The following is a 16,165-nucleotide window of genomic DNA, read 5'->3' on the forward strand; positions in this document are numbered from 1 at the left end:
TACTTTTTACCAATACTCTTATCTGCTCAGTTTTCAAGTATAAAAATAGCGAGCTTAAGCTCGCTATTTTTTATAATCTATCTCCATAAGGTAAAGATTTCACATAATTTTCCATAAACTTCCAGTCAGGTAGAAATCCATCATCAGAATACCTTCTTTTGATATCTATAAATGGAAGATTATCTTTATTCATTATAATTGGAAGCTTTATTATTTCCTGTTTTAGTTTGCTTAAAATTCTAGCTCTTCCATAAGAGAATTTGTAAGCATCTCTATTTAGAATTGTACTAATGAAGATTGCATTAAAGACATTAAGGTTTTCATTTTTTAATGTATATACTTTGTTACCTGCCACAAAATCCACATCCTGATAAAAACTATAAACTCCTTCTGCACCAATAGTTAAGCAACATTGCTTATTTATATATTCCGGATCCGCATCGACATATCCTATACATCCATTATTTTCTGCTGAACGAGAGATAAATGGAATACTGCCATCCTCTAGCTCATCTTTAATTAACATTTTTGTTGTTTCACATTTAAATAACTTTCCTACTCTAAACTCTTTCCAAAGTTGTATATTAAGATCCTTAATTTCTCTACTATTGTTTTTGGTTGTTAAAGGTTTATATGATAAAGATTTTATATAATTATCCATAAAATCCCAATCTGGTATATAACCATATTTAGAATATTCAAGATTTCTATCCATTAACAATGTACCATCAGAATTATACTTTGTAGGTAATAAAACTTCCGTTTCTTTTAAATACTTCTTCCATTTTCTTCCAAATGAATATTTGGGTCGCTCTTTACTAAAAACTGTTGCCAAAAAAGTACCTATATTTTCATTTAAAATACTATTGTAAGCTGCAACAATATCTGTTGTACCTATAAAATCCACATCCATGTAGTTAGAAAATCCAACGGAACCTTCACCATTGCAAATAAATATTATACAATTACCCTTCTGTACAAGTTCTTCATCTCGTTTACATGTAAACATTACTCCATTATCATCTTTCTTTGCTCCTACATAAAAACAATCTAAGCCATCTTGAAGTAACCCTTGATTAGCTTTTCCATTTTGAAATAATGAAAATAAATTACCAATTTTAAACGGTTTCCAGTTTTCTACATTAAGATTCATAAACTTGTCCTGTTTTAACTTTGTATGAAAGATAATTATTTAATGTCAATTGAAAATCGTCTTTTGTGAGAGTTGTATAATCTGTTTTCATATATGCTTCACATAACCACTCATCATTTCCATCAACTTCTGCCATTGCTGATAAACCATCAACAATAGTTTTATTTCGATACATTGAAATCCACTTTTCTTCAATTTGTTTCCATAAGCTATTATTATTTTCATCAAATTGTTCAATACGCCCCAAGTTTTTTTTCTTCTTGAAACCATCATTTTTATAAAATCCAAAGAACGTTTTAGATTTTGTTCCATCAGAGTTTACATGTGGTTTTCCAAGAGTAAATATCATACAACAGGCAGAAGCTGATGCTCCAGGATAGAAAATTTCATTTGGGAGAGTAAAAACAGCTTCAAGAGTATTATCTTCAAGAATTTTATGTTTAGCTTCAGTAAGAATTGAACTTGTACCAATAGCTGCCGCAACAGGTAATAATACAGCAAGTTTTACATTCTTCTTTGATTTTCCTTTTTCTAATAATTCAATATTTATTTCCTTTATACAATTAGATACAAATTGAACAAATACAAAGCCTTTTGTTGGATCCTCCTTTCCTTTGAGAGCTTTTTTTTGCCATGTACCTTCTATCGTATCCTCATCTAATTCTGAATTGATAAGATAAACAGATGAAAATGGAATGTTCATAGGTTTGGCGTTATACGGAGGATTCATTAAAATAATATCTGGATTAGCAGATTTTATAAATTTTTTGTTATTGAATAAATCACCTTCTTTAATATTACTATTACCATCACCATGTATTAACATATTAGTGGTAGCCAGACCATAGGCATTTTCTTCGATTTCTATTCCCCATATATGCTCTCGTTTTACAGTTTCGGACCAAGACATTTTTTGTTCCGATGTTGTGTTCATAGTATTACAATCGGCAAGTTGTTTAACTAATGCCTGAACAAGGAATGAGCCAGAGCCACACGTGCCATCAAAAACTCTTTTTGTTCTATCCATATCAGTAATTCGGCACATAAATTCTGTAATATGATCTGGAGTAAATGCCTGATTTTTATCAGCTTTACCTGTATATTTATTAAAAGCAATAAAGAATAGATTTAAAATATCTTGACCTTCAGCACTTTGCGTATCAATATAAGCATAAATACCACTAGTTATTTTTAGTAAAATCTCAACCCAGTCAGATATTTTTAATCTTTTTACTTTCTGATTTTTAAGAATGTTATTTTGAATTAACTCTATTTTCTTTGTTTTATTTTCTGAACCATTCAATAATCCTTCAAGAGTCTCTTCCACTCCTGCACAAATTAATTTTTCTGATAAATCCTCCCAGTATGCTTTTAATAAACTAACTGATTCTTTATCAGATAAAGTAATGTTTTTTCTCTTTACAATATCTTTAATGTAAAGTAAAGCTGTTCCTACAAATTGACTTCTAAGTTTTTCATCAATATCTTTTTTGTGCAATAACTCATTTAATTCATAAGTATTCCTAAGAACTAACTCTCTGTCATTTTGCTTATTTTCTGAAAATAACGAAACATAATGTTCCATTGAATCAATAGTTTTTTCATTTTCAAGAAAACTATCATCTTCAATAGAATACTTCCACACTTTAATCTTATCATTCTGAGTGTTAGCCAAAATACAAATAGTTTTCTTACTTTTATGTAAAGCTATTTCTTCCGCAAGATATTCTTTTAACTGCTCTTCATCTGATTTAACAAATTTCTGCTTTGTTTCGACAAGAACAACTACATCATCACACTCAAAGCGAATATCAAGTTTAAAGTGTTTTGGTTTCCAGCCTAAAGCATCAATTAGAGCTTGTTTACTCCCAGCTTCTGATACGTAGCTATATTCACCACCTTCAATATTTGAAGTATGGTACTTAATTCCAATTCGATTAATTATTGATGTTCTATCCATTAGAAATCTCCCCAAACGCCAGAAATACATTTGCAAGATTTTTCTTTGATAGATGATAATTTATTTGTAGGCTTGTAGGCTTGTAGCCTTGTAGGCTTGTAGGCTTGTAGGCTTGTAGGCTTGTAGGGACATTTTTTGTTCCTTATTGAGTTAATGTCAAGTTAAATATTTATTGTTTATTAGAAATTTCTTTGAAAGAAATTGAGAAAGCATCTTTTAGGTTTTCGGGCATAGAACGGTAGTCCGCGATCAATTTTTCTTCCTGTTCCGATATTTCGTTTTTTTGTATTACAGATTGAAACATCTCACCTTCACCGCTAACGAGCCAATTTAAATTGACCCCAGCTTTAGCGATCCCAGTCATGCCTTCCGCATTGGGTTCACGTTCGCCACCGATGTAACCTTGCATCGTGCGATAGGCTATTCCTGTTTGTTCTGCGAAGTCTGTAATTTTCCAATTTTTAGCTTCACAAACTTGTCTTAATCTTTCTGATATGCACATTTGAGCGTTCCATTTTCAATTTACAATTGACAAATTACGCAAATGAGCGTATATTTGTTTTTGGTTTAAACGCATTTTATCACGTTTGAGCATATTTAAAATCTCTATTAACATAAATTTTAAACAAGACGATGACTCAGCATTTCTTACTTTCTAGCAAAGCTCGCACGCTTTCATCCTACGAGATTGCACAACTCTCGGAAGAAGAAGCGTATGATTTGCTTTGTGAATTAAGATGGGGTGGCAAAGAGTTCATCACTTGCCCTAAATGTGGAGTACAACACAAGCCTTATTATATTTCTACACGTAAACAATGGCGTTGCAAACATTGTAATCACACTTTTAGTGTTACTTCTGGCACCATTTTTGCTAATCGCAAGAAACCGATTAAGGTTTATCTCTATGCTTTAATGGAATGGGTAAATGCCGTCAAAGGCTTATCTTCCCTTCAATTAGCACGTAATGCAAAACTTAATCCTCGCACGGCATTTGTTTTATCGCATAAATTCCGTAAAGCATTATTAGAAAGTCGTGATATGAACCCCCTTTCAGGTGTAGTGGATATGGACGGGACTTATGTTCATCCTTCACCACGTAAAGCAAATAAGAAATCTGACCGCATTGACTATCGCTTAAAGGAAAATCAGAATCCTGACAAACGTTGTGTAATGGTTGCACGTGAGCATTATTCACCAGAAGAAAAAGCCAGTAATGCGCTGCATTGTGGAGCAAAACGTTCTCACGTTTTTGTGGCACATACGGAATCGCAATCGGTAGTGAAAAGTTTTGCCGATAAGTTCATTAAACCGAATACGCAAATCAATACCGATGAAAGCACTGCTTATGATGTCTTGTTGCCTTACTATAACTTGAGAACTGTCAACCATAAAGAAGAATATCGTAGTGATTTAGGTGTAACAAACAATCAGGCAGAAAGTCTATTTAGTCGTTTTAAGCGTATGTATTACGGGCAAGTTCACCGAATTAGCAATGAATACCTACTTAACTATGCGAATGAAATTGCGTACCGTGAGGACAATCGCCGTACCTCAAATAAAGCGCAGTTTATTGATGTATTAAGCCGATGTTTGAAAACCACCAACGATAACAATGAATGGTGCGGTTATTGGCAACGAAAAATTATTCATCAAGAAGTGATTTGGCAGTAGATAGATGGCATATAACTTAGATAAGAATCTCAAAGAATTTGAGTTTGAGCGTAAACAGGTATTGCATCATCTCGCGTTACTTGATGCGAACATTGCCACATTAAAACGTGCTATCGAGCTTACTCAACAGGAAAGTGATGTAGCCCTTTATAATACGGACAACTTTGTGTACCGTTCCAAATATAAGCTCTTTAAAGGGAAAATTCGTAAATACATCGTACAGATGATGCGAGAAGCACCCAATAAAGCCTTTACAATTGCCGAACTCACGCAACGCATTTTCGATATTGAGCAAAATCCTGACACACCCTCTGAAAAGCATCTTGATTCCGTTCGTAAACAACTGAATGAGTTTTATAAAAGAGAATGGATTGATAGAATTCAAATCAGCCGAAATGAGGTTCACTGGCAATGGAAACAAAAATAGCGGTATTTCTACCGCTATTTTAATGGCTTTAACCGCCAAAACTTCAACCCATTTTCAACGATTCCTCTTTTACGCAATTTAACCAGTATTCGATTGACTGTCTTATAGTGCTTATCGCCCATATCAACAAATTGTGGTTTTCCTAACAATGCCAAGGTTTTTTCAGCAATCTCCCCACAAAACATCCAATCGGGATTTTCACGCAAAACTTGAGCAACTAATCGCATCGTAATCAAGGGCTGCGGTTTTGGTTCTTTAGGCATATAAGGTTGAGCTAATGCGTTAATCTCTTGTGACAAACACTGCATTTGCACCGTCAGCTCATCTTGCTTTTCTTTTAGCTTTAATAGGCGTTCCACTAACTCGTGTTTCAGCAACTTTTGTGCCATAATAAAAATCCCTATTGAGTTAAAATTTCAATAGGGATTTTAAGGTTTTTAATCGGTTAAATCTTTGTGCAACTGCTACATAATACCGAAAAAACGAATCACTTTTCTACCGCACTTTCATCAATTATGATTTATCTACTAATTGTAATGGGGGAACAGGTTTGCCCATGCGAGCATAGAATTCCACCACAAAATCATCAAAACGATCGTCTTCGATAGCTTGACGAATTTCCGCCATTAAACGTTGATAATAGCGTAAATTGTGAATGGTATTTAAGCGTGCACCTAAAATTTCACCGCATTTATCTAAATGATATAAATACGCTTTTGTGTAGTTTTTACAGGTGTAGCAATCACATTCTGGATCCAATGGACTCGTATCATCGCGGTATTTTGCATTACGGATTTTAACAATGCCGTCCGTGACGAATAAATGGCCGTTACGTGCGTTACGGGTTGGCATTACACAGTCAAACATATCAATACCACGACGCACGCCTTCCACTAAATCTTCTGGCTTACCCACGCCCATTAAATAGCGCGGTTTGTCAGCTGGAATTTGTGGGCAGATGTATTCTAAAATACGGTGCATGTCTTCTTTTGGTTCGCCTACCGCTAAACCGCCCACCGCATAACCGTCAAAGCCAATATTGACTAAGCCTTCTAGTGATACTTTGCGTAATTCTTCAAATACGCCACCTTGAATAATACCGAATAGGGCATTTTTATTGCCTAATTCATCAAAGCGATCGCGGCTGCGTTTTGCCCAACGAAGAGACATTTCCATGGATTTTTTTGCATAATCGAAAGTCGCAGGATAAGGCGTGCATTCATCGAAAATCATCACGATGTCAGAACCCAAATCATATTGAATTTCCATGGATTTTTCAGGCGAAAGGAAAATGCGCTCACCGTTAATTGGGTTTTGGAATTTTACGCCTTCTTCGGTAATTTTACGTAATTTACCTAAACTAAATACTTGGAAGCCGCCACTGTCAGTCAGAATAGGACGATGCCATTGCATAAAGTCGTGTAAATCACCGTGTTTACGCATCACTTCTTGGCCTGGACGAAGCCATAGATGGAACGTGTTACCAAGCAAAATCTCTGCACCTGTCGCACGCACTTCTTCTGGTGTCATGCCTTTTACCGTGCCATAAGTACCTACTGGCATAAATGCTGGGGTTTCTACGCTGAACGTGCCTTGTGGACGCTCAAATACCAAACGACCACGACGTGCACTGCCGCTGGTTTTATCTAATTCATATTTCATTTTCTTTCCTCAACGAATAAACAGTTCGTAGGTTGTTGTTCAATAAAAAAGCCTGTTAGTACAGGCTTCTTGATAGGTATTTTATGAGTTGGGTGAAAATAAGTCAAACCACTTATTCTAAGCCTTTCACGTTTGGATTTTTGGTAATGAACATCGCATCGCCATAACTGAAAAAACGATAGCGATTTTCGACCGCACTTTTATAGGCATTCATGGTGTGGCTAAAGCCTGCGAAGGCAGACACTAACATAATCAATGTGCTTTCTGGTAAGTGGAAGTTGGTAATCAACGCATCCACCACACGGAAGGATTTACCCGGGTAAATAAAAATAGACGTATCAGAAAAATAGGGTTCAATTAAATCTGGGTTGTCATTTTCTTCTGCCGATAGGGCAGCGGTTTCAACAGAACGCACTGATGTTGTGCCTACTGCAATGACACGTTTACCCGCTTTTTTCGTTTCAATAATGGCATTGCAGACTTCTTGAGAAAGCTCCACATATTCTGCATGCATAATGTGATCTTCAATATTTTCAACACGTACAGGTTGGAATGTGCCTGCGCCCACGTGCAAAGTCACAAATTCAAAATTGACCCCTTTTTCGTGTAGTTTTTGTAAAAGCTCATCATCAAAATGCAAGCCAGCCGTTGGCGCAGCCACTGCACCTGGGACTTTGTTATACACGGTTTGATAGCATTCTTGATCCGCTTCTTCATCAGGGCGATCAATATAAGGCGGCAAAGGCATATGACCGATTTCTTGTAACACATCAAGTACATTGCGACTTTTATCCGCTAATTCCACTTCAAAAAGCGCATCTTGACGACCGATCATAATCACTTTTACGCCCTTATTTTCACCGAGTTTATCTTCGCCTAAAAATAATTCTGCGCCTTCTTTCGGAGCTTTTGACGAACGAATATGCGCTAAGAAATGGTGTTTACTTAATACACGTTCCACCAATACTTCAATTTTCCCACCACTGGCTTTACGACCAAACATACGAGCAGGGATCACGCGTGTATTGTTAAAAATCAACAAATCGCCTTCGTCGATTAAATCCAATACATCGGTAAAAGTGCGGTGAGAAATTTCCCCGTTTTCGCCATTAAGCTGTAGCAAACGGCAAGAAGAGCGATCTTCTTTAGGATAACGAGCAATCAGCTCATCAGGTAAGTCAAAATGAAAGTCAGAAACACGCATAATTGTAAATCATGAAAGCTAAAAATGGGGCATAGTCTAGAGCGAATGAATAGGAAAAACAAGGGAAAATCTTGTTGCGAATAAATTGGTTTGGGAGATCTAGTAGAAGAGTAAATACTATTCAAATCTATTAAGTTTTGTTTAAATACACAGCTGCCTGATGGCAGCTGCTTATTTAATTTATGGAGACTCGGAATGCTGAAGAATCATCCTAATTATATCAAATATCTTGGAAAAATTAGAAAAATCAAAATTTTGAAAACCTTCCTCTCCATTCAAAATGTTTTCAGCAAAGTTATTTTTCGATAATGCAACAGAATTTTCTTGCGCTCTATCAGTATCACAAAATACATTAGAATCAATAATTGCTCTTTTACCCGCTTTAGTTTTCTCTTTAGTTTGGTATCCATTAGCAATACTATTTCCTGATATATGAAATTCAGAACCACAAAATAATCTTCTCCCCTGTTCATCAAGTGTTTTTAAATTTTCTTCTGAATAGTAATATTCAATAGATATTTGATCTAAATTATCGCTAACCTTGGGAATACAAAAAGCATACGCATTATTACCTAAATATTTAAATGGTTCTTCCCCATATTTATTTAAAATTGAATATTCATCTCTATCAAATATGGCAATGATTTTTCTATTATTAGGAATATTTTTTATTGATTCAATCATTTTACTTAAAGGGTCAGATCCCATTTTCACATGATCTTCATATTCTAAGAAATCTATATCTAAGTCATTATAATTTTCTAAAGACCTTTTTGCAGATTTTAAATGTTTCCAATCTGTTTTTCCTTCTGTAAGGATAAGTGGCTTATTTGAAGACTGAATAGTTGCTTTCAATTTGTCTAATTCAGTTTTATAGTCATTCGTCACATTGCTGAACAAATGGTAAGCTTTAGTAAACTCAGAAAAATCTTCAATAGATTGAATCTCAATCCCATCTGGCATGTTAAGAATCAAAATATCATCTTTATCAAAAGTTTTAGATATTCCCGCCAAAAAGAATGGAGAATGTGTTGTAATAATAAACTGCACTTTAGGGAATAACTTAATGAGATTTGGTAAAACATCGTGTTGTAATTCAATATGAAGATGTAGATCCACCTCATCAATAATTACGATTCCTTCAATATCTTGTAAATGAATACTTTTACTTAAATTCGTACGATCTGAATATTGAATAATTGTGCAAAAAATTCCCAATAATGTACTTTGTCCTGCAGATAAATTATCTAATGATGGTACAAATTCAGATTGATTTTCTAAATCAAATAGCTTTATCCGTGATTGACCCATCCCTCTATAATTTAATTGTATGCTTATCTTTCTCTGAACGATATTTGAAATTATTTCTTCAATGTTTCTAATTGATTGAGATAAAGCAATAGCATTACTTACATTTTCAGAATCTTTTATATGTAGCTTATTCTCACTTTCATATATGCTAACTTTTGAGTCCAGAAAAACATCTAAAATCCAATTTTTTACCTGATTTAATGATTTTCTTATAAGAATATCTCTATCTAAATAATTATCAAAGCCTAACTCATCAGAAAATTGTTCAGAAATTTCAATGGTTCCTTTATTTATCCAATATGGTAGTTCATATCTATCAGATGGGAAATAACAATATGAATTACTCAGGAAGTCTTCTTTAAAAATATCATCTTTAGAAGTTTGAGTGGATAATTTAAAATTGCTACTATTATTGGATATCCTGTTAAGGATGTTTAAATAATCTATTTTGGATTTTATTTCCTCTAAAGTAATGTTTCCACTCTTATCTAAATATTCATATGAATTTCCATTTTTATAAAAATTTAAATAAGAAATAGCAAATTCTTTACTGCTTCTTATATTACTGCTTCCTGATACTTTAAAATACTTATACCCCATGCCTGATTTTGGCAATACATCAGAAAAACAATCATTTGATAATTCATACAAAGCATCAACAATGCTTGAAAGCAACGTTGTTTTTCCTGAGCCATTTTTGCCGACAAGAATAATAGGTTTAGGGGTATTATCACTAGTGAATAATTGAGAATGGGTTAATTTAAATTTTTCTATAGCCCCCATGTTTTCAATATAAATATCTTGAATATACATAATAAAATCCTTATTTTTAATTCTAAATCCAGATAATCTGAATATAAATACTTTACTATCCAAATAATCTAGCTATATGACTGTTCGACCTATTCAGTTAACTCAACAACCCTGGCTTGCAAATCTACATTAGTAAGAAGGCTCTTTAGCACTTTCTGTAATTGGGCAGGACTGCTTAGGATTTATCGTAAGGTAGCAATAGTTATAAGTGTTTTGGCAATAATAGCTATTTCTTCCAAATGAGTTTGGACGGAGCGGAGTTTTTCATTCGATTTTCGAAGATAGATAATATAATGATCTTTCAAGAGAGTTATCCCATTGTTAAATATAAAATAATGAGGGTAGTTTACGCTTTTTCATAGTGGCTTCAATATGGGAATGAAATATATATTAAATTTGTGATCTATATCTCATGATTTATTTTAGACATAAAAAAAGCCCTTTCAAAAAGGTGAAAGGGCAAAATATTTGGAGTCATACTATGAGTTGTTGAATTAACAAATCAGGTATGGGACGTATTATAGTGCATTTATTAACAAATGCAACAATTTTTTAACAAGTTAATTGTGTGGATTGCGCGTGTTGGTGTTGATCAAGTTACGCATCAACAAGGCATAATCAAGTTGGACGTCTTGTGGCACATCTAAAAAGACAAAGTGTCCATCGCCAAGTGCCGCTTCCACATTTTCGTTTTTGCGATTAAGCATTTTTTCAATCTTAAAGACGATGTTGCCTTGTGGAGTCATCATTTCTACTTCATCACCAAGCAAGAATTTATTTTTCACCGCCACTTCAGCCATACCTTGCTCGTTACGTTTACCGGTAAATTCACCGACAAATTGTTGGCGTTCAGAGATAGAGTAGCCGTATTCGTAATTTTGGTATTCATCGTGCGTATGGCGACGTAAGAAACCTTCGGTATAACCACGATGAGCAAGGGATTCCAATGTATCCATTAAGCTTTCATCAAATGGTTTGCCTGCTGCAGCATCATCAATGGCTTTGCGGTAAACTTGTGCGGTTCTTGCGCAGTAATAGAATGATTTAGTACGACCTTCGATTTTTAGAGAGTGCACACCAAGTGCGGTCAATTTTTCCACGTGTTGTACGGCACGCAGATCTTTTGAGTTCATAAAGTAGGTGCCGTGCTCATCTTCAAATGCCGTCATTTGTTCATCTGGTTTTTGTGATTCGGTATAAAGGAAGACTTTATCTGTTACTGCACCTTCGCCTAAAGTTGGCGCCACATTTTTCACTTCGATTTGTTGAGCAGGGTCGATTTTTGGCACGATGTTGCCCACTTCATCCGTGGTGCCTTCTTCCATTTTGTATTCCCAACGGCAAGCATTCGTGCAAGTACCTTGGTTTGGGTCACGTTTGTTGATATAGCCAGAAAGCAAACAACGGCCAGAATACGCCATGCATAACGCACCATGTACGAAGATTTCGAGTTCGATATCGGGCACGTGTTGGCGAATTTCAGCGATTTCTTCAATAGACAATTCGCGCGATAAAATCACACGAGTTAATCCCATTTGTTTCCAGAATTTTACCGTTGCCCAGTTTACGGCGTTCGCTTGTACAGAAAGGTGAATATCAATATCCGGGAAGTTTTCACGCACCAACATGATTAAGCCTGGGTCAGACATAATTAAGGCATCTGGGCCCATGTCGATCACAGGTTGTAAATCTTTGATAAAGGTTTTGAGTTTGGAGTTATGCGGTGCAATATTCACCACTACATAGAATTTTTTGCCAAGCGCATGGGCTTCATCGATCCCGATTTTTAAATTGGCATGATTAAATTCATTATTGCGTACACGTAAGCTATAACGTGGTTGGCCTGCATAAACGGCATCCGCACCATAGGCAAAAGCATAGCGCATGTTTTTAAGGGAGCCCGCAGGGGAGAGTAATTCAGGTTTAAATGGGGTTGTCATAATGTTCTCTTGTCTGATTTCAGGTCAGTAGCTTGCTTTTGGCAAGCCGTAGTAAAGGCCTGTATTTTAGGCGGATTTAGGGATTTGTAAAGTAAAAGTGCGGTTGGTTTTTCGATTGTTTTTTAGGCTAGAAATAAAAAAGGCGAACTATTGTTCGCCTTATCATGATGATATTTAATTAGATCGCCCAACCGCCAGCATAGAATGCGACAAGCACAACAGCGATGATAATCGTGCCGATGTTGAGTTTTTTCACATCACCACTCACGATACGCCCAATCACTAATGCCGCAAAGCCAAGCATGATACCCGTTACGATGTTTGCCGTTAACACAATGAATACCGCGCAAACTAAGCCGCTCATTGCGCCCACGAAATCATCGAAGTCTAATTTGCTCACATTGCTTAGCATTAATAAGCCCACATACATTAACGCCGGTGCAGTTGCATAACCAGGCACTAAGAAGGCAAGTGGTTGGAAGAATAACATTAATAAGAATAATACGCCGACCACGATAGCGGTGATACCCGTTTTACCGCCTGCAGCTGTCCCTGCTGCTGATTCGATATAAACAGCGGCTGGCGCAGTACCGAATAAACCTGAGAATAAGCTACTTACAGAGTCAGAGGTTAAGGCTTTGCCACCGTTGATGATTTGTCCGTCTTTATCTAATAAGTCAGCTTGACCTGCAACGGCACGAATAGTACCTGTCGCATCAAATACGGCAGTCATCACTAAAGCAAAGACAATGGGTAAAATGGCTGGTTGTAATGCACCTTGTAAATCTAATTGTAAGAAAAGTGAGTTTTCACCAAAGGTTGGCATTTTGAAGATTTGGCCATTGAATGTTACGTTTGGATCGAAGATTAAACCTACGATAGTAATCGCGATGATGACCCATAAAATCCCGCCTTTCACTTTCATTTTTTCTAAGCCGATAATGAATGCAAGACCGATTAAAGACATCATTACTGGGAAAGAGGTGAAATCACCTAATTTAACCGGTAAACCCGCTTGGTTGCCGACCACTAAGCCTACGCCATTTGCGGCGATTAAAAGTAAGAATAAGCCGATCCCGATCCCTGCACCGTGCGCGATACTTGATGGCAGGTTACGTAAAATCCATGAACGAATACCTGTTGCCGAAATTAAGGTGAACACCAAACCCATGAGGAATACGGCACCTAATGCCACAGGAATAGAAACATGTTGACCAATCACTAAGCTAAATGCGGTGAAAGCAGTTAATGAAATTGCGCAACCGATCGCCATTGGCGCATTTGCCCAAAAGCCGATTAAAATCGAACCAAGACCCGCCACTAAACAGGTTGCGATAAACACTGATTCAGCCGGAAAGCCAGCGTCACCAAGCATTTTAGGCACAACAATCACGGAATACACCATGGCTAAGAAGGTGGTTAAACCTGCAATGATTTCTTGACGAACCGTTGAACCGCGTTTGCTGAATTCAAAGGTTTTTTCTAAACTTGACATAAAGTCCCCTAGGTTAATAATCAAAAAAAGACGTGCTATTTTATAGCAAATTACTTAAAAGTAAACGTTTGCGCAATCGTTTTTTTGTCAGTCTGGCGGGAAAGTGCGGTCAGTTTTGAGGATATTTTTCGCATATTTTTTTATCGGCTAAAAACTGCTATACTCTGAAAGTTTTTAACGTAATCAAAAAAGGAAAAACAATGGCTGATTTTAATCAAATTTTAACGCCAGGCGATGTAGATGCCGGCATTATCAATGTGGTAAATGAAATTCCAGAAGGGAGCTGCCACAAAATCGAATGGAACCGCAAAGTTGCAGCGTTCCAATTAGACCGTGTTGAGCCAGCGATCTTCGCAAAACCAACTAACTATGGTTTCATTCCACAAACTTTAGACGAAGATGGCGATGAGTTAGATGTTTTATTATTAACTCGCCAACCACTTGCGACAGGTGTATTCCTTGAAGCAAAAGTAATCGGTGTGATGAAATTCGTTGATGATGGCGAAGTGGACGATAAAATCGTTTGTGTGCCAGCAGATGACCGCGATACCGGCAATGCATACAACAGCCTTGCAGATGTGCCAGCGCAATTAATCAAACAAATTGAATTCCACTTCAATAACTACAAAGCATTGAAAAAACCAGGTTCAACAAAAGTGACTCACTGGGGTGATGTAGAAGAAGCGAAAGAAGTGATTCGTGAATCAATCAAACGTTGGAATGAACGTTAATTCTTCATGTTAATGAATTTAAAAGGCATCAAGTTGATGCCTTTTGTTTTTTATGTATCTATAAGCAAAAAAAAAGTGTGGTCAATTTTGACTTGCACCCAAAAAGTTGGACTAAGCCCCTAACTTAGGTCGTTTCAGGAATCTGCGGCAAATTCACGGCTTCCACCGAGCCTAACGCTTTGGCTTTTTGATAAAATGCTAACTTGTATTCCAGCAAGTTTAAATAGCGTTTTAATTCAGTAATTTGACACTTCACATTTTCCGTTTGGCTTTCAAATAATGCAAGTCGTTCGTCAATAGTATCGTCGCCAATGGTGGTACATTCAGCGAAGCGTTTGATGTCTTTTAAGCTCATTCCTGTATTTTTCAAGCATTGTAATAAGCTCAACCATTGCAAGTCGTTATCAGTAAAACGGCGATTACCGTGTTCATCGCGTCCAACGTTAGGCAATAAGCCCTCTTTGTCGTAAAAGCGTAAGGTGTGGGCAGAGATACCGATTTTTTCGGCAGCTTTAGCGGTGGTGTAAGTCATTTCCCTTCCTTCCAAATAAAAAGTTGCAAAAAACGCTTGCCTTAGAGTGAGCTCTAAAGTGTAAACTGTTGCTATCTTGCTTAGGCAAGGCAACTTTGTCAATGAATTAAGAGGAAAAATAATGGAAATTAAACAAATCAACTCAACGATCAAATCTCGTGCAGCGGTAGCATTTGCTCCAAATCAACCCTTACAAATTGTGGAAATCGACGTAGAAATGCCTCGCAAAGGCGAAGTGTTAATCCGCAACACTCACACTGGCGTGTGCCATACTGATGCATTTACGTTATCAGGAAGCGATCCTGAGGGCGTATTCCCTGTGGTGCTTGGGCACGAAGGTGCGGGTGTGGTTGTTGCTGTGGGCGAAGGCGTGTTAAGCGTAAAACCAGGCGATCACGTGATTCCGCTTTATACCGCAGAATGTGGCGAATGTGAGTTTTGTCGTTCAGGTAAAACCAACTTATGCGTCTCAGTGCGTGATACACAAGGTAAAGGCTTAATGCCAGACGGCACAACGCGTTTTTCTTATCAAGGTCAGCCGATCTATCACTATATGGGCTGTTCTACTTTCAGTGAATATTCTGTTGTTGCAGAAGTGTCACTGGCGAAAATCAACCCAGAAGCGAACCACGAACAAGTATGTTTACTAGGCTGTGGCGTTACCACAGGTATTGGTGCGGTACATAACACCGCAAAAGTGCAAGAAGGCGACTCTGTTGCCGTGTTTGGCTTAGGGGCGATTGGTTTAGCTGTGGTGCAAGGTGCACGTCAAGCCAAAGCGGGTCGTATTATTGCTATTGATACCAATCCTGCAAAATTCGAGTTGGCAAAACAGTTCGGTGCAACGGATTGTTTGAACCCGAACGATTACGATAAACCAATCAAAGATGTGTTGTTAGACATCAACAAATGGGGCATTGATCATACCTTTGAATGTATTGGCAACGTAAACGTAATGCGTCAAGCATTAGAAAGTGCACACCGTGGTTGGGGACAATCCATTATTATCGGCGTAGCAGGTGCAGGCCAAGAAATTTCAACGCGTCCGTTCCAGTTGGTCACAGGTCGTGTTTGGAAAGGCACCGCATTTGGTGGTGTGAAAGGTCGCTCTGAACTGCCGAAAATGGTGGAAGATTCAATGAAAGGTGACATCCAGTTAGAGCCGTTTGTGACTCACACAATGACACTCGATCAAATCAATGAAGCCTTTGAGTTAATGCACGAAGGTAAATCGATCCGCACGGTTATTCATTACTAAGGTACGCT

Annotated in this window: 14 protein-coding genes; 4 read left to right on the forward strand and 10 right to left on the reverse strand. The window is 37.0% G+C overall.

Features of this window, described 5'->3' with window-relative positions; translation table 11 throughout:
* Positions 1–70: 70 nt before the first annotated feature.
* The 3 genes from HMPREF3279_RS09155 to HMPREF3279_RS09165 form a co-directional block, all read right to left on the reverse strand.
* Positions 71–1,153: a restriction endonuclease subunit S gene (locus HMPREF3279_RS09155; protein WP_070868955.1), complete on the reverse strand. Its 1,083-nt coding sequence runs from the start codon at positions 1,151–1,153 to the stop codon at positions 71–73.
* The gene (locus HMPREF3279_RS09160; RefSeq protein WP_070868956.1) at positions 1,143–3,113 is read right to left on the reverse strand and encodes an HsdM family class I SAM-dependent methyltransferase; all 1,971 of its coding nucleotides are present in this window, start codon (positions 3,111–3,113) and stop codon (positions 1,143–1,145) included. The genes HMPREF3279_RS09155 and HMPREF3279_RS09160 overlap by 11 nt, the downstream gene beginning before the upstream one ends.
* Positions 3,114–3,282: 169 nt before the next feature.
* On the reverse strand, positions 3,283–3,615 hold the full coding sequence (locus HMPREF3279_RS09165) for a helix-turn-helix domain-containing protein (RefSeq protein WP_070868957.1): 333 nt from the start codon (positions 3,613–3,615) through the stop codon (positions 3,283–3,285).
* A gap of 131 nt (positions 3,616–3,746) precedes the next feature.
* Between HMPREF3279_RS09165 and HMPREF3279_RS09170 the strand changes: the two genes are divergently transcribed.
* Both HMPREF3279_RS09170 and HMPREF3279_RS09175 read left to right on the forward strand, forming a co-directional pair.
* The gene (locus HMPREF3279_RS09170; RefSeq protein WP_070868958.1) at positions 3,747–4,784 is read left to right on the forward strand and encodes an IS1595 family transposase; all 1,038 of its coding nucleotides are present in this window, start codon (positions 3,747–3,749) and stop codon (positions 4,782–4,784) included.
* 4 nt (positions 4,785–4,788) lie between these two features.
* The gene (locus tag HMPREF3279_RS09175) at positions 4,789–5,211 is read left to right on the forward strand and encodes a hypothetical protein (protein WP_070868959.1); all 423 of its coding nucleotides are present in this window, start codon (positions 4,789–4,791) and stop codon (positions 5,209–5,211) included.
* A gap of 14 nt (positions 5,212–5,225) precedes the next feature.
* On the opposite strand, the gene HMPREF3279_RS09180 is transcribed toward HMPREF3279_RS09175, so the two are convergent.
* The 6 genes from HMPREF3279_RS09180 to HMPREF3279_RS09205 all read right to left on the reverse strand — a co-directional run bounded on the left by HMPREF3279_RS09180 (position 5,226) and on the right by HMPREF3279_RS09205 (position 13,636).
* Entirely contained in the window at positions 5,226–5,600 is a 375-nt protein-coding gene (locus tag HMPREF3279_RS09180) for a hypothetical protein (protein ID WP_049363859.1), read from the reverse strand.
* 124 nt (positions 5,601–5,724) lie between these two features.
* On the reverse strand, positions 5,725–6,873 hold the full coding sequence (gene tgt, locus HMPREF3279_RS09185; RefSeq protein WP_070868960.1) for a tRNA guanosine(34) transglycosylase Tgt: 1,149 nt from the start codon (positions 6,871–6,873) through the stop codon (positions 5,725–5,727).
* 112 nt (positions 6,874–6,985) lie between these two features.
* Positions 6,986–8,077: a tRNA preQ1(34) S-adenosylmethionine ribosyltransferase-isomerase QueA gene (gene queA / locus HMPREF3279_RS09190; protein WP_070868961.1), complete on the reverse strand. Its 1,092-nt coding sequence runs from the start codon at positions 8,075–8,077 to the stop codon at positions 6,986–6,988.
* A 180-nt stretch (positions 8,078–8,257) separates the two neighbouring features.
* Positions 8,258–10,201 (reverse strand): AAA family ATPase, encoded by a 1,944-nt coding sequence (locus HMPREF3279_RS09195; RefSeq protein ID WP_070868962.1) that lies wholly within the window; start codon positions 10,199–10,201, stop codon positions 8,258–8,260.
* A gap of 560 nt (positions 10,202–10,761) precedes the next feature.
* On the reverse strand, positions 10,762–12,141 hold the full coding sequence (gene yegQ, locus HMPREF3279_RS09200) for a prephenate-dependent tRNA uridine(34) hydroxylase TrhP (protein WP_070868963.1): 1,380 nt from the start codon (positions 12,139–12,141) through the stop codon (positions 10,762–10,764).
* A 178-nt stretch (positions 12,142–12,319) separates the two neighbouring features.
* A complete protein-coding gene (locus tag HMPREF3279_RS09205; protein WP_070868964.1) occupies positions 12,320–13,636 on the reverse strand; it encodes an NCS2 family permease in 1,317 nt (438 codons plus the stop codon).
* Positions 13,637–13,836: 200 nt separating this feature from the next.
* Here HMPREF3279_RS09205 and HMPREF3279_RS09210 point away from each other — a divergent pair, with 200 nt between their 5' ends.
* Positions 13,837–14,367, forward strand: coding sequence for an inorganic diphosphatase (locus tag HMPREF3279_RS09210; protein ID WP_005695476.1), 531 nt, complete (start codon positions 13,837–13,839; stop codon positions 14,365–14,367).
* A gap of 124 nt (positions 14,368–14,491) precedes the next feature.
* On the opposite strand, the gene HMPREF3279_RS09215 is transcribed toward HMPREF3279_RS09210, so the two are convergent.
* Positions 14,492–14,899 carry a MerR family transcriptional regulator gene (locus HMPREF3279_RS09215; RefSeq protein WP_070868965.1) on the reverse strand — a complete coding sequence of 136 codons (408 nt, stop codon included), beginning with the start codon at positions 14,897–14,899 and terminating at the stop codon, positions 14,492–14,494.
* 148 nt (positions 14,900–15,047) lie between these two features.
* Between HMPREF3279_RS09215 and HMPREF3279_RS09220 the strand changes: the two genes are divergently transcribed.
* Entirely contained in the window at positions 15,048–16,157 is a 1,110-nt protein-coding gene (locus HMPREF3279_RS09220) for an S-(hydroxymethyl)glutathione dehydrogenase/class III alcohol dehydrogenase (RefSeq protein WP_197542873.1), read from the forward strand.
* Positions 16,158–16,165: the final 8 nt, after the last annotated feature.

The sequence above is a fragment of the Haemophilus sp. HMSC71H05 genome (genome assembly GCF_001838635.1).
Classification (GTDB): domain Bacteria; phylum Pseudomonadota; class Gammaproteobacteria; order Enterobacterales; family Pasteurellaceae; genus Haemophilus_D; species Haemophilus_D parainfluenzae_R.

Bases quoted from the DNA above. Each gene is read 5' to 3' on its own strand.
- HMPREF3279_RS09155 (WP_070868955.1), bottom strand. From the start codon at position 1,153: ATGAATCTTAATGTAGAAAACTGGAAACCGTTTAAAATTGGTAATTTA.
- HMPREF3279_RS09160 (WP_070868956.1), bottom strand. From the start codon at position 3,113: ATGGATAGAACATCAATAATTAATCGAATTGGAATTAAGTACCATACT.
- HMPREF3279_RS09165 (WP_070868957.1), bottom strand. From the start codon at position 3,615: ATGTGCATATCAGAAAGATTAAGACAAGTTTGTGAAGCTAAAAATTGG.
- HMPREF3279_RS09170 (WP_070868958.1), top strand. From the start codon at position 3,747: ATGACTCAGCATTTCTTACTTTCTAGCAAAGCTCGCACGCTTTCATCC.
- HMPREF3279_RS09175 (WP_070868959.1), top strand. From the start codon at position 4,789: ATGGCATATAACTTAGATAAGAATCTCAAAGAATTTGAGTTTGAGCGT.
- HMPREF3279_RS09180 (WP_049363859.1), bottom strand. From the start codon at position 5,600: ATGGCACAAAAGTTGCTGAAACACGAGTTAGTGGAACGCCTATTAAAG.
- tgt (WP_070868960.1), bottom strand. From the start codon at position 6,873: ATGAAATATGAATTAGATAAAACCAGCGGCAGTGCACGTCGTGGTCGT.
- queA (WP_070868961.1), bottom strand. From the start codon at position 8,077: ATGCGTGTTTCTGACTTTCATTTTGACTTACCTGATGAGCTGATTGCT.
- HMPREF3279_RS09195 (WP_070868962.1), bottom strand. From the start codon at position 10,201: ATGTATATTCAAGATATTTATATTGAAAACATGGGGGCTATAGAAAAA.
- yegQ (WP_070868963.1), bottom strand. From the start codon at position 12,141: ATGACAACCCCATTTAAACCTGAATTACTCTCCCCTGCGGGCTCCCTT.
- HMPREF3279_RS09205 (WP_070868964.1), bottom strand. From the start codon at position 13,636: ATGTCAAGTTTAGAAAAAACCTTTGAATTCAGCAAACGCGGTTCAACG.
- HMPREF3279_RS09210 (WP_005695476.1), top strand. From the start codon at position 13,837: ATGGCTGATTTTAATCAAATTTTAACGCCAGGCGATGTAGATGCCGGC.
- HMPREF3279_RS09215 (WP_070868965.1), bottom strand. From the start codon at position 14,899: ATGACTTACACCACCGCTAAAGCTGCCGAAAAAATCGGTATCTCTGCC.